This is a genomic window from Asticcacaulis sp., from assembly GCF_047605585.1.
In the GTDB taxonomy this organism is placed as follows: Bacteria; Pseudomonadota; Alphaproteobacteria; order Caulobacterales; family Caulobacteraceae; genus Asticcacaulis.
The window spans coordinates 205,527-218,563 of the sequence record NZ_JASGFK010000001.1 but is presented as its reverse complement, the minus strand read 5'-3'; the positions used below and the strand labels follow the sequence as shown (position 1 = coordinate 218,563).

The 13,037-nt window shown below is 61.6% G+C and carries 12 protein-coding genes; all 12 read left to right on the top strand.

Annotated features, from left to right (window positions below; all coding sequences use genetic code 11):
- Positions 1 to 335 precede the first annotated feature (335 nt).
- The 12 genes from QM647_RS01025 to tilS all read left to right on the top strand — a co-directional run bounded on the left by QM647_RS01025 (position 336) and on the right by tilS (position 12,923).
- Positions 336 to 1,688, top strand: coding sequence for a sugar MFS transporter (locus tag QM647_RS01025; protein ID WP_414993608.1), 1,353 nt, complete (start codon positions 336 to 338; stop codon positions 1,686 to 1,688).
- A 113-nt stretch (positions 1,689 to 1,801) separates the two neighbouring features.
- A complete protein-coding gene (locus QM647_RS01020; protein ID WP_414993607.1) occupies positions 1,802 to 2,728 on the top strand; it encodes an ROK family protein in 927 nt (308 codons plus the stop codon).
- 1 nt (position 2,729) lies between these two features.
- Positions 2,730 to 4,454, top strand: coding sequence for a carboxylesterase/lipase family protein (locus QM647_RS01015; protein ID WP_414993606.1), 1,725 nt, complete (start codon positions 2,730 to 2,732; stop codon positions 4,452 to 4,454).
- 73 nt (positions 4,455 to 4,527) lie between these two features.
- Positions 4,528 to 4,986 carry a tol-pal system-associated acyl-CoA thioesterase gene (gene ybgC / locus QM647_RS01010; RefSeq protein ID WP_414993605.1) on the top strand — a complete coding sequence of 153 codons (459 nt, stop codon included), beginning with the start codon at positions 4,528 to 4,530 and terminating at the stop codon, positions 4,984 to 4,986.
- A 106-nt stretch (positions 4,987 to 5,092) separates the two neighbouring features.
- A complete protein-coding gene (gene tolQ, locus QM647_RS01005) occupies positions 5,093 to 5,818 on the top strand; it encodes a protein TolQ (protein WP_414993604.1) in 726 nt (241 codons plus the stop codon).
- 3 nt (positions 5,819 to 5,821) lie between these two features.
- Positions 5,822 to 6,313 carry an ExbD/TolR family protein gene (locus tag QM647_RS01000; protein WP_414993603.1) on the top strand — a complete coding sequence of 164 codons (492 nt, stop codon included), beginning with the start codon at positions 5,822 to 5,824 and terminating at the stop codon, positions 6,311 to 6,313.
- A gap of 4 nt (positions 6,314 to 6,317) precedes the next feature.
- Entirely contained in the window at positions 6,318 to 7,151 is an 834-nt protein-coding gene (locus QM647_RS00995) for a hypothetical protein (RefSeq protein ID WP_414993602.1), read from the top strand.
- 31 nt (positions 7,152 to 7,182) lie between these two features.
- Positions 7,183 to 8,520: a Tol-Pal system beta propeller repeat protein TolB gene (tolB, locus tag QM647_RS00990; RefSeq protein WP_414993601.1), complete on the top strand. Its 1,338-nt coding sequence runs from the start codon at positions 7,183 to 7,185 to the stop codon at positions 8,518 to 8,520.
- A 283-nt stretch (positions 8,521 to 8,803) separates the two neighbouring features.
- Complete coding sequence (gene pal, locus QM647_RS00985) at positions 8,804 to 9,355, top strand: peptidoglycan-associated lipoprotein Pal (protein WP_414993600.1); 552 nt, start codon at positions 8,804 to 8,806, stop codon at positions 9,353 to 9,355.
- Between the two features lie 231 nt (positions 9,356 to 9,586).
- Positions 9,587 to 10,546: a CsgG/HfaB family protein gene (locus tag QM647_RS00980; RefSeq protein WP_414993599.1), complete on the top strand. Its 960-nt coding sequence runs from the start codon at positions 9,587 to 9,589 to the stop codon at positions 10,544 to 10,546.
- A 155-nt stretch (positions 10,547 to 10,701) separates the two neighbouring features.
- Complete coding sequence (locus tag QM647_RS00975) at positions 10,702 to 11,661, top strand: tol-pal system protein (protein WP_414993598.1); 960 nt, start codon at positions 10,702 to 10,704, stop codon at positions 11,659 to 11,661.
- Entirely contained in the window at positions 11,646 to 12,923 is a 1,278-nt protein-coding gene (tilS, locus tag QM647_RS00970) for a tRNA lysidine(34) synthetase TilS (protein ID WP_414993597.1), read from the top strand. The genes QM647_RS00975 and tilS overlap by 16 nt, the downstream gene beginning before the upstream one ends.
- The last annotated feature ends 114 nt before the right edge of the window (positions 12,924 to 13,037 follow it).

Below are 13,037 nucleotides of genomic sequence, written 5' to 3'. Positions count from 1 at the left end.
TCCATATTGGTATTACGCGGCCAAACCCGGTAAAAAAATTGTCATACTTAATCTTCGCAATCCCAAACCTGACGAAAACAGGAAAATTAATTTCACGCGAACCCTGAAACCGCCGGGATTTGCGTTCGGCTGTTCGCGTGACGGGCGTCAAAGACTTGTCAGACAATTGATTCCGGGCTACCCATTCGCGTCTGGACGAATGTGAAATTGCTGCACTGCGCAATCTTTTTCATTTGCCAAACACTGCAAAAATGCGCTTTTTGCAATTTGATTTATTTAATTGGGGCGGGCAGCTTGCTGCCACTTAACCCATAACAACGCAACAGGCAGGTCTTATGTCCGAATCCTCAGCAGCGCCAAAATCGGGAGGCAGTGGCCTCGCCCTGGCGATTGTCTACGTTACAGTCCTCTTCTTCATCTGGGCAGTGGTCACCAACTTGCTCGACCCGCTCGTCAAGACCATGAAGACGGTCTTCACCTTGACTCCCGTTCAGTCGATGCTGACCGGTTTTGCCTTCTTTATCGCCTATTTCGTCATGTCCCTGCCGTCGGCGGCCTTCCTGTCGCGCGTCGGTTACGCCAAGTCGGTCATGGTCGGCCTGGGCGGGATCGCCGCGGGTTGCTTCATCGCCATCGCGGCGGCCAACCTGCACATCTATACCGTCTTCCTGATTGCGCTGTTCACCATGGCCTCGGGCGTGACCCTGCTGCAGGTAGCGGCCAACCCGCTGATCGCTTCCATGGGAAAGCCTGAAGATTCGGCTTTCCGCCTGAACCTGTCGCAATCGTTTAACTCGCTGGGCGCCGCCTGCGGCCTGTTCTTCGGTGCGTCATTCCTGCTCAATGGCGATATCTTCAAGAAGGATATCGTCATCACCGAGGAAATGAAGCAGCAGGCCCTGGGCTTCGTGACCAACGTCTATCTGGCCATCGGCCTGGCGCTCGTTGCCTTCATCTTCCTGATCTTCCTGGTGCGCCAGAAGATCACCGATGCCGCGCCCAAGACCGGCCATCTGGTTTCTCCGTTCTCCGCCCTGACGTCCAAGTGGGCCAATCTGGGCTCGATCGGTATCTTCCTCTATGTCGGTGCCGAAGTCGCTATCTCGCTGAACCTGCTGCTGTTCCTCGAACAGGCCAAGATTCTCAACCTCGAAGCCCAGTCGGCCGGTCACCTGACCACCTACTACATGTTGTTCGCCATGATCGGCCGTTTCGCCGGTTCCGCTCTGCTGAAGTTCGTGCGTGACTATGTCATGCTGACCCTCGTGGCTGTCGGGGCCATCGCCTTGTCTTTGGTCGTTATCTTGACCAAGGACATGGTGCCTTCCGAGCCGACCGGCATGATCAACGTCATTCTGACGTCAGTGCCGGTGACGACGGGTCTGATTCCGGCCTTCGCCGCTCTGCTGATCGGCCTGTTCAACTCGATCATGTTCCCGACTATCTTTACCCTGACCCTGCAGCGTTCGACCGCGCCGACCTCGGCTACGTCCGGCCTGCTCTGTCTGGCCATCGCCGGTGGCGCCATCCTGCCGCTGGTCTTCGCCAAGATCGAAGAAGTGACGGGCTCGAAATCGCTGGGCTTCATCGCCCCGCTGGTTTGCTACATCTACGTGCTGTGGTTCTCGTTCGCCTGCCGCAAGGCCAAGGTTCACGCCATCGAAGAAGGCGTGAGCGGCGGTCACTAACCCAAGCTGAGGAAGCCCCCGAAGGGTCGTCCGATTGCGGCCGGCTGTTTCGGGGGTTTTCTCTATTTGTCTGATTAAATAAAGTAAAAACAAGAAATCACGGTTGAAACGCTATGTTGTATGTGGGTGTGGATTTTGGCGGAACCAAGATCGAGGCGGCGGCGCTTTCGGGCGACGGAGACTTCCTGTCGCGCCAGCGTGAGCCCAATCCCGGCAACTATACCGATGCGCTTAAAGTCGTCTGTGACCTGATTGGCCGTGTCGAGGCCGAGGCCAAGCAGAAGGATCCGTCTCTGGTCAACCGCGTCGCCACCATCGGCGTGGGGGCGCCGGGCTCGGTCTCGCCGCGCACCGGTGTGATGCGTAATGCCAATTCAACCTGGCTGAACGGCAAGACTTTCCGCGAAGATCTGGAATCCGCCCTGAAGCGTCCGGTGCGGCTGGCCAATGACGCCAACTGCCTGGCGCTTTCCGAAGCTATCGATGGCGCTGCCAAGGGCGCGCCTTCCGTTTTTGCCATCATCGTCGGCACCGGCTGCGGCGGTGGCCTGGTCGTCAATAACCATCTCATTGAAGGCGCCAATGGCCTGGCCGGCGAATGGGGGCATATCCCCCTGCCGTGGCCGAACGAAAGCGAATTCCCTGGCCCGAAATGCTGGTGCGGCCTGAATGGCTGCCTGGAAATGTGGGTCTCCGGCACCGGCTTTGCCCGCGACTTCCAGACCGTGACCGGCCGCCCGATGAAGGGCGAGGAGATCATCACTGCCATGCGCGCCGGCGATGCCGATGCGGAGGCCGCGTTCGACCGCCTGATGGACCGTCTGGGCCGCGGCATGGCGCTGATCGTCAATTCGCTCGATCCGGATGTGTTCGTCTTCGGCGGTGGGCTCTCCAATGTACCGGAAATCTATGAGCGCCTGCCGGAAAAGATCAGGCCGTACGTTTTCAGCGATACCTGGCAGGCGAAATTGGCCCCGGCGCAGTGGGGCGATTCCTCCGGCGTTCGCGGCGCGGCCTATCTCTGGGCGCAAGGCCACTAGGGTGCGCGCGAGGGGGCTTGCCGGGATTTGCCTGTTCGCGGCGCTTTTCGCCGCCGTCCCCACCCTGGCCCAATCGCCGATACGCGGTCCCGATGGCCGCTACCGCATGGTTCTGCCGGGGCGCAAGTCGACCCCGCCCAAGCCGGTTCAGCCCGTAACGTCTGTACCTCCTGCCATTGCCGCTGCACCTCCTGAGGACGCTCCCGCTCCACCGGCTGTCCTGGCGCCTGCACCGGCCCCTGTTGGACCTGCGCCGGATGTGCCGGCACCTGATGTCATTGTGCCGGTTTCCGGCGGTCAGCTCGGCGGTGAAGCCTGGAAGGACGGCACCTTCGCTTTCAAGGCCGTGCCCTTCGCCGCGCCGCCGGTTGGACCCTTGCGCTGGAAAGCGCCGCAGGACGTTGCAGCCTGGTCGGGTGTGCGCTTCAGCCCGGAAAGCGCGCCTGGCTGCCTTCAGGCCGATTATGGCTGGCAGACGAAAACGTCTCAGGCCAGTTCGGAAGACTGTCTCTATCTCGAAATTCGTACACCGTCCCTAAGTCGTGACGCGCGCAAACCAGTCATGGTCTTCTTCCACGGTGGCGCCAATCGCGCCGGGGCAGGCAATGGCACCATCTATTCCGATCTTGGCAAGCGCGATGTGGTCATCGTCACCCTGCAATACCGGCTTGGTGTCTTCGGTTTTCTGTCACACCCGGCCCTGAGCGCCGAACAAGGTGGCGCGTCGGGCAATTACGCCCTGATGGACCAGATCAAGGCCCTGCAGTGGGTGCGCGACAATATCGCCCGCTTCGGCGGCGATCCGGACAATGTCACCCTCTTCGGTCACAGTGCCGGCGGACAGGATGTCGGGCTGATGCTGGCCTCGCCTCTGGCGCATGGTCTGTTCCAGAAGGCGATAGAGGAAAGCGGCACGCCGCAGTTCGGCTTCGCGCCGCGCACCCTGGCGCAGAACGAGGCTCTTGGCATCCGGCTGGCGGAGCAGTTCAGTAACGATCCGGCGGATGGCGCCAAAGCCCTGGCCGACCTGCGCAAGGCGCCAGCCCAGACCTTGCAGCAGGCCGGCGACAAGCTGTCGCCGCCGATGGAGGACGCCGGTTTTATCTGGGACCAGGCGACGGTGGATGGCTATGTGCTGCCGAAATCGCCGGCGGACATCTTCCGGGCCGGCGAGGGGGCGAAGGTGCCGCTGATCATGGGGGTTTCGGCGCGCGAACTGATGCTGGCCGATGTCAGTGCCTCGCTTTACGGCGCCATCGCCACGCGCTTTGGTGAGGATCGCGGCAAGGCACTGCGGTTTTACCGGCTCGACGTCGACAAGACCCCGAAGGCCGATCCAGTGCTGGGCGAGGTGCCGCTGCAATTGTCAACCGACCTGATGCTGCGTTGTCCGGCCGACTGGATGGCGCGTCAGGCCGCCGCCAATGGCCAGCCGGCCTGGCTCTACCAGCTCGATATCGATGCCGATGCGAAGGCCGATGTCCACCATGGCTCCGAACTCAGCTTTGTCTTTAACGACCGACCGAAAGAGGTGAAAAAGGACCGCTGGGCGCCCCTGATGGATTACTGGGTGCAGTTCGCCAAAACCGGCGATCCGAACCGCAAGGGGCTGGATGACTGGAAGCCCTATGGCGGTAAAGGCCGCTATATCGAATTTACCCGCAAGGGCAGCAAAATCGAAGATGGCATGCGGGCCGATCTCTGCGAATTGCTGGACAGGCCCTGACCCATACCTCCCCAATAAATTGGGGAGGTACAAAGGGGTGGAAAGTCCGGCGAACTGCCGCTAAAACACCCAAATGACTTCAGATCTCCCGCAGTCCGGCCGCATTATCGGCGACCACCACGAACTCCCGGTGCGCATCTATTACGAAGACACCGATTTTTCCGGCGTCGTCTACCACGCCAACTATCTCAAATATTTCGAGCGCGGACGTTCCGAATATATGCGCCTGATCGGCGTGCATCACCATCAGCTGGCCGCGCTCGATGAGCCGCTCGCCTTTGCCGTCAGCGGCATCAATATCCGCTATCTCTTGCCGGCGCGGATCGACGATCTGGTCAGCGTCAGGAGCCGCCTGAAAGAGGTGCGCGGCGCCAGTTTCAATCTCGACCAGTGGGTGGAACGCGACGGGCTCAGGCTCGCCGAAGGTCAGGTCCAGGTGGTCTGCATCGACCTGAAAGGCCGCCCCAAACGCCTGCCGAAAGACCTCCAGACCGCCATCAAGGCGTGTCTTCCAAACGAAAACACGCTGTAAAAACGCCTTTTTCTGTTCCGGTGCCATAGAAATGTCGCCAATTGTCGGGCATGGTGCAGCCATTACAGATTCACTATTCGTCTTAACCTAAAACCGAGGATGCGACATGAGCGCCAGTTCCGCCGCCAGCTCAGCCACTGAAAATCTTCCGGGCGCCCTGAACTTCATCAGCCTCTTCATGCACGCCGATATCGTGGTCCAGGTGATCATGGCCGGTCTGGCCCTGGCATCGTTGTGGTCGTGGGCGATCATCGTCCAGAAGACGGGCGCGCTGGGTCGCGTCAACAAGGAGGCCGATACGCTGGAAGGCGCGCTCAATTCCGGCCGCGCGCTCGATGATATCGCCGCCACGCTCGGCACCCAGCCGAAGGAACCGCTGCAAAAGCTGCTGGTCGCCGTCACCGCCGCCTGGAAGGACTACAAGGGCAAGAGCCTGAATGCCGCCCAGGGTGATCTGCTGGTCTCGCAGATCGATCGCGAAATGAACCACATCATCGCCGGCGAAGCCGATACGATCGAGGATGGCCTGAGCGTCCTGGCGGTTATCGCCACGGCCTCGCCGTTCGTGGGGCTGTTCGGCACTGTCTGGGGCATCATGAACGCCTTCTCGGCCATTGCCTCACAGGGCGATACGAACCTGACCACCGTGGCTCCGGCCATTTCGGAAGCCCTGTTCGCTACCGCCATGGGCCTTTTCGCCGCCATCCCGGCCTATATCGCCTTCAACCTGTTCAACGCGAAAGTGGCGCGATTCACCTCGCGCATGGAAGGCTTCGCCGACGAGCTGATGGTTTCGCTGACGCGCCGCCTCGGCGACAAGCTGGGAGGCTGATCCATGGCCATGGGAGGTTCAGGCGCCGGTGGGGGCAGCCGTCGCGGACGCCGCACGCGCCGCCGCGCGGCCCTGTCGGAAATCAACGTCACCCCGATGGTCGACGTCATGCTGGTTCTGCTGATCATCTTCATGATTTCGGCGCCGCTGCTCAATTCAGGCATCAAGATCAACCTGCCGAAAACCGAGGCGGCCGCGCTCAAGGACGAGGGCGAGCCCGTCACTGTGTCGATCGACAAGGATGGCCAGTTCTACGTCAATGACGATCCGGCCAGCTATGAGCAGGTCGCGCCGCGCCTGCTGGCCATCACCCGTGGCGATACCGAAACCCAGATCTATGTCCGCGGTGCGGGCGAAGCGAGCTGGGATTCGGTCGCCAAGGTGATGGGCAAGCTGTCCTCGTCCGGCTTCACCAAGATCAGCCTGGTCACCGACACCATGGGTGGCAAGTCCACGCCGGTGAAGGCGGCTCAATCGGACGACGTGACACCATAGACGCATGAAGAAATTCGGACCGTCATTCCTGGTTTCCCTGCTGCTGCATGTCGGCCTGATCCTGCTTGCCTTCATCAGCTGGCACCTGACGCCGCCGCCGCTCAAGGTATCGTCGGTGCCGGTAACCGTCATTTCCGACATGCCGAGCCGCCAGATGGCGGAAGCGCCGGTCGATGAACTGGCGGTCAAGACGCCGGAGCCGACCCCGCAGCCGGACCCCGTGCCGCCTCAGCCGGTGCCAACCCCGCCGCAGCCTGTGCCGGAGCCGATCAAGCCGGCCTCGAAGCCTGTGCCGGCACCGCCGAAGCCAACCCCGGCGCCGCCCGACAAGAACGGGCTGAAAAAGCCGGCGCCGGTACCGGTGAAGCCGACGCCTGCCAAGCCTACGCCGCCCAAGGCCAAGCCTCAGGATGATCTGCTCAGCCGTCTCGCCGCCACGCCGTCCCAGGCGCCGACCCGCCGCGCGGCCTCGCCGAGCACGCAGAAGACGACCGGCGCCTCGGCCTTCGGATCAGGTCCGGCCGATGCCGGGCTGAAAACGGAAATGAACGCCCTGACCCAGCGGCTCAACAAGCTGTGGCTGATCAATTGCGATGTGCCGGGCAGCCAGGATGTGAAACCGGAGATCCGCTTCACAATTTCGCCCAGCGGCCGTGTTACGGATGGTCCCACATGGGTCAACAAGCGCAGCGATCCGGTGTGGCAGGCGGGCGCGAACCTGGCCCTGGCCGCTGTGAACAAGGGCCAGCCCCTGGCCTATACCGACCTGCCGGAGGGCCTCTACGACCGTCCGCTTAAGATTACCTTCGATGCCTCAAAGGCCTGCCAGGGTCGCTAGTGAGCGGCCCGTCCCGACCAAAGGAGCGAACATGAAACTGATCCATAAAATTCTGGCCACGGTATCCGGCGCGCTGATGCTGCTGTGCGCGCCCGTCTTCGGCCCCAATTGCGCCCATGCGCAGGATGAACTGACCGGCACGGTCGACCAGGGCAATATCCAGCCCCTGCCAATCGCCATTGCCATTGGCGGCAGCGATGCCTCGGGCGGCGATCTCGGCAACAAGATTTCCAAGGTGGTGATGAATGACCTGGAAAGCTCCGGCTATTTCGCGCCGATCAATCCGGCGGCCTTTATCCAGCAGAATCCCGATGTCGCTGTGCAGCCGGAATTCGCCTCGTGGAAGACGATCAACGCGCAGTATCTCAGCAATGGCCGCGCCTTTGTCGATGCCGATGGCCGCTTGCAGGTCGATTTCCGTCTGTGGGATATCTTCTCGCAGAACCAGCTCCTGGGTCAGTCACTGACCGCCACGCCGGAAAACTGGCGCCGCATCGCCCACAAGATCGCCGACGCCATCTATGAAAAGCTGACCGGCCAGGAAGGCTATTTCGATACCCGCATCGTCTTCGTGGCCGAGAGCGGCTACAAGACGGCGCGCGTCAAGCACCTGGCCATCATGGACCAGGATGGCGCCAACCCGTCCTACCTGCCGGTGGCCGGCAACAATACCAAGGTCATGACGCCGCGCTTCTCGGCCGATAGCCAGGAAATCGCCTATATGGCCCTGACCGCCGACAGCGCCCGCATCTATATCTACAATCTGGAGACTGGCCGTCAGGAAGCCGTCGGCCAGGTCAAGGGCATGGCCTTCGCGCCACGCTTCTCGCCCGATGGCTCCAAGCTGGCCTTCTCGGCCAGCCAGGGCGGCGCCACCAATATCTATGTGATGGACCTGCGTACCCGCTCAATGACCAAGCTGACCAGCGGCGGCTATATCAATACCTCGCCGTCCTTCTCGGCGGACGGTTCGACCATCGCCTTTACCTCCGATCGCGGCGGCTCGCCGCAAATCTACCTGATGAGCGCCAGCGGCGGCAATGTACGCCGGATCACTTTCGGCGGCGGTTCCTATTCGACGCCCGTCTTCTCGCCTAAGGGCGATATGATCGCCTTCACCAAGCAGTCGGGCGGCCGCTTCTCCATCGGCGTCATGGATGCCATGGGCGGCAATGCCAAGCTCCTGACCTCCTCCTATCTGGAAGAGGGGCCGACCTGGGCACCGAACGGCCGCTACATCATGTTCTTCCGCGAAACCCAGGGCGGCAATCCCTCGCTGTGGATGGTCGAGGTCAGCGGCCGTGTCGAGCGTGCCGTACCCTATCCGGGCGGTGCTTCCGATCCCGCCTGGTCGCCCCGGCTGAAGTAGGGGGCTCAGGCTCCCGCAAAGCTTTGTATTTATAAGCGTGGATAAGGATCGGGTAACCCTGTTCGCCAACCGAAAATTCATGAGATATGAGGTAATCCGGTCCTGAAATTGCCCCAATCGACGGCAAGAAGGAAAAAATATCCAGTTCTCTGGAAAAATGACAACGCCGGTTTGACAAAAGTTAATTGCCATATCATCGTATCTTTATAAGTTTTGTGCATAATCCCGTCACAAGGCAAGGATACATTCAGACGCATTCTATTAATTGAGAGGATTAGAAATCATGGTATCGACCAAGTCCGTAGCAAAGTTCGCCGTAATGGCCCTGGTTATGGCGTCTATGGCGGCCTGTACCAGCAAGCCGAAGCCCCCCGTCGAGCCGGCTCCCGCGCCGGTACCGGAAGCGCCCGCCCCGACTCCCGTCCCGCCGGCCCCGGTTGCTCAGCAGCCGCTGCCGGGCATCGTTCCGGGCTCGCAGCAGGACTTCGTCGTCAATGTCGGCGACCGCGTCTATTTCGACACCGATTCCTCGGATATCCGCGCTGACGCGCAAGGCATCCTGGCCGCGCAGGCCGCCTGGCTCGTCCGTTATCCGCAGGTCAATATCCGCATCGAAGGCAATGCCGACGAACGCGGCACCCGCGAATACAACTTCGCCCTCGGCGCCCGCCGCGCCCAGGCCGTTTCGGACTTCCTGGCTGGCAAGGGTGTCGCCGCCGGCCGCATCTCGACCATCTCCTACGGCAAGGAAAGCCCGATCGACAACGGTTCGGGTGAAGATGCCTGGAACAAGAACCGTAACGCCCACACCAGCCTGACTTCGGGCGCGCAATAAGCCACAACTGCTGGTTTTTTGAATTGAAACTCATGCCCTCTGGCCGTAAGGTCAGGGGGCATGATGCGTTTTGGGGCTGTTCATCCCGACGCGATCACATTGTCTGGCCCGGCCGATGGCTGGGCCTTGAGTGCGCGTATTTCTGACATTTTTCCGGTAAGCCTGCCTTCGGCGGAATGGGTCGTGGCAGTGTTTACCCATCTATTCTTTCGATCATTGGGGAGCTGTTCCATGACATTCAATTCCATCCGCAAGCCCGCCGCGGCCGGCGTGGCGCTGGCCGCCGTCTTCGGTCTGGTCGCAAGCGAGCCGGCCTTTGCCCAGGCCAAGGCCAGCAAGGCGCAGCAGACGCAGGACCAGATGATGGCCAACTTGCCGCATTGTTCGGCCAAGCTGGGCACTATTTCCGTCGTCAATGGTGACGATCCGTCAGGTTGGACCAATAACAGCCTGGCCGCGCCGCAGAAGCTGCTGAAGGTCATCATCCAGAAATCGGGTTGTTTCTCGCTGGTCGATCGCGGCGCCGGCATGGATGCGGCGGCACGCGAACGCGAAATCGGCAATTCCATGGGCCTGCAGCGCGGTTCCAATGTCGGCCAGGGCCAGATCAAGGCAGCGGACTTCGTGCTGGTGGCAGAAGTCGGCAGTGCCGATTCCAATACCGGCGGCGGTGGCGCGGCCGGCCTGCTGGGGGGCATTGTCGGTGGCCGGGCAGGGGTCATTGTCGGCGGCTTCCGCACCAAGAAGAGCGAAGCGGATGTCGTCCTGTCGCTGACCGATGTGCGCACCTCGGAATCCAATTCCTTTGAAGGTCACGCCGCCAAGAACGACCTGAGCTGGGGCGCCGGCGGGGGCATCGGCTTCGGCGGCGCCGTCGGTGGGGGCTATGAAGATACCGATATCGGCAAGATCGTCACCCAGGCCTTCCTCGTTGCCTATGCCGAAATGGTCAATAATCTCGGCGGTATCGATATCGGTGGCAAGGAAGCCGCGCCGAGCCGCAGCTTTACCGTCCAGACGGCCACCACCCTGCGTTCCGCGCCCAACGCCACGGGCAAGGTCATCCGCGCCCTGCCGGTGGGCCTGACAGTTTACCCGACCGGCAACAAGGACGGCATGTACTGGGAAGTGGCCGACGATAATGACAATGTCGGCTGGGTGAAGAACGATAGCCTGGCGGCTTCGAAGTAAGCTGTCATAATATCCGGCTAAGCAAAGGGCGCGGCCGTACGGTTCGCGCCCTTTGTGCGTTCTGACGCAAATTAGGGTTTGCGTCTTATTTCAGCCCGACTATGTTGTTAGTTATGAGATAATTCCCCGGTTTCGAGTAAAAGGGCGATCTGCACATGACGGATAGTAAATTCACCCGCCGCGGATCGCGCGGCCACAGGTTTCGGGGCCAGATGGCGGCCGGCCTGTCCATTCTGGCGTTGAGCCTGCCGCTGACCACCCTGACCGTTTCGTACCTGGCGCCGCTGTCTGCCCATGCCCAGGATTTTAGCGATGACGACAAGGACGATCCGACCCTGCCGCCGACGGATAATACGGTCTGGGACGCCAAGCGCCTGCAGAAGCTCGACCGCAATGTGCGCAAGCTGGAACGTTCCGTCTCGCGTATAGAAAACAAGAAGGGCACCCCGCCGATCCTGATCGAGCCTGATCCCGAAGTGGTCGCTCTGCAGGCCACGGTCGACAGCCAGGCGCGCAAGCTGGATGAGCAGGCGGGCTCGATCACCACCCTGATCGGACAGGTCGAGGATCTGCAGCACCAGAACCAGCTGCTGCTTCAGCAGATCAATAACCAGAATGCCCGCATGGATACCCTGGTCAAGCGCGCCGATCTGGCCGACGCCCACCTGAAGGATCTGGATGCGCAGCTGGCGCCGCCGCCACCGCCACCGGCTTCGACCGGCAATGCCCAGGGCGATTTCGATCAGGCCTTCAATCTGATGAGTTCGGGCCAGACCGATGACGCCGGCCGCGCCTTCGAGGCCTTCACCACCGCCTGGCCGCAATCGTCGCAGGCGCCGGAAGCCTGGTTCCGCCTTGGCCAGATCCGCGCCATGAAATCCGATCCGTCGGGCGCGGTTTCGGCCTATGCCACCTCGCTGAAGGGTTGGCCCAAGACCTCATGGGCGCCGGAAGCGACCGTGAAACTGGCTCAGGCGCTGAATGACAGCAATCGTCCGGCGGATGTCTGCGCCACCCTGAGCCAGTTCGACAAGGTTTATTCCAAGCTGGCGACCAACGATATGCGCAACCAGGCCAAGGTCCTGAAGGATCGGAACAGGTGCGGGGCGACCTAAGCGCCGTTCCGGCCTTTATCAGTAACAAGTTCCCGGACTTCGCGGCCCGTCTCGATAGCGACGGGCCGTTGAGCGTTGCCGTGTCCGGCGGCGGCGATTCGGTGGCCTTGCTCTATGCTCTGGTGGCCTGGCGCAAAAGGCCTCTGGAAGTCTTTTGCGTCGATCACGGTCTCAACCCCTTAAGCCCGCAATGGACGCAATCGGTAGCAGACCATGCCGCCCGGCTGGGCGTCGGATTTACCGCCCTTCACTGGGGGGATGAAAAGCCCCAAACCGGTCTTTCCGCGGCGGCGCGTCTGGCGCGGCATCGCCTGCTGGCCGAGGCCGCCCGGCAAAAAGGCATTTCTGTCCTGTGCCTGGCCCATACGGCAGACGATATCGCCGAGGCCAAGGTCATGCGCGGACAGGGCTCCAGTGTCGGGGCGCCGAAAGTGTGGGCGCCGTCGCCGGTCTGGCCGGAAGGACGCGGCGTCTTCCTTTACCGGCCATTTCTGGATATCCGGCGGGATGCCTTGCGGGATTATCTGCGCGGTATCGGCGTGGGTTGGATCGACGATCCGGCCAATGAAAGCCCGCACTCCCTGCGCGCCCGCACACGCAAGGCATTGCAGGATGAGCAAACCCCGGTCGCCCCCGTTGAAACTGGGGTGCAGCTGTCACCGGTCCAGCTGGAGATGCTGCTGTATCGGTCGGAAAGTCTGGCGCCTTTGGGCCTGATCGCCTTCCAGGCCGATCGATTCCACGCCCTGCCGAATGAAACGGCTGTCAGATTACTGGCGACAGCGGCGGTCTGTGCCGGTGGTGGCGACAAGCTGCCCAGGCAGGAAAAGGTCTCGGCGCTTCTGGCGCAACTGCCATCCGGCAAGGCACAGACCTTGAGCGGCGCGCGCCTGTATCAGGCAGACGGCGTCATCTTTATTGGGCGCGAAGCCGGCGATATCGGTCGCAACCGGGCGGGGCAGGTGTCGATGACGGACGGGGAGACGGTCTGGGATGGTCGTTTTGCCATTCGGGCTGTCGCGGGAGAAATTGTCGCCTCGCATGCCGCGCGCGCACAGCTCTCCGATGACGATCGCACCTGGCTTTCCTCCCTTCCGGCGATGGCGCGCGGCAGTCAGCCGGTTCTCGAGCAGAAAGATAATCTGGATAAGCCCCTGCTCACCAACCCGGCCTTAAGACATTTTGAGGTCAAATGCCTGGTCTTCCCGCGTTTTCGGGCGGCTATGGGCATGATCCGGCGGGAAAGCGATGTGACAGGCTAAAAAAATATCATTGCGTTCTTACGCGGAAAAATGGCGTGTAGCGAAACCGCTCCGTCCATCCTATATGGATGAGTAATATGTGAAAACCCCATGGAGGGGTGGCCCAACTTGCGG

Bases quoted from the DNA above. Each gene is read 5' to 3' on its own strand.
- QM647_RS01025 (WP_414993608.1), top strand. From the start codon at position 336: ATGTCCGAATCCTCAGCAGCGCCAAAATCGGGAGGCAGTGGCCTCGCC.
- QM647_RS01020 (WP_414993607.1), top strand. From the start codon at position 1,802: ATGTTGTATGTGGGTGTGGATTTTGGCGGAACCAAGATCGAGGCGGCG.
- ybgC (WP_414993605.1), top strand. From the start codon at position 4,528: ATGACTTCAGATCTCCCGCAGTCCGGCCGCATTATCGGCGACCACCAC.
- tolQ (WP_414993604.1), top strand. From the start codon at position 5,093: ATGAGCGCCAGTTCCGCCGCCAGCTCAGCCACTGAAAATCTTCCGGGC.
- QM647_RS01000 (WP_414993603.1), top strand. From the start codon at position 5,822: ATGGCCATGGGAGGTTCAGGCGCCGGTGGGGGCAGCCGTCGCGGACGC.
- QM647_RS00995 (WP_414993602.1), top strand. From the start codon at position 6,318: ATGAAGAAATTCGGACCGTCATTCCTGGTTTCCCTGCTGCTGCATGTC.
- tolB (WP_414993601.1), top strand. From the start codon at position 7,183: ATGAAACTGATCCATAAAATTCTGGCCACGGTATCCGGCGCGCTGATG.
- pal (WP_414993600.1), top strand. From the start codon at position 8,804: ATGGTATCGACCAAGTCCGTAGCAAAGTTCGCCGTAATGGCCCTGGTT.
- QM647_RS00980 (WP_414993599.1), top strand. From the start codon at position 9,587: ATGACATTCAATTCCATCCGCAAGCCCGCCGCGGCCGGCGTGGCGCTG.
- QM647_RS00975 (WP_414993598.1), top strand. From the start codon at position 10,702: ATGACGGATAGTAAATTCACCCGCCGCGGATCGCGCGGCCACAGGTTT.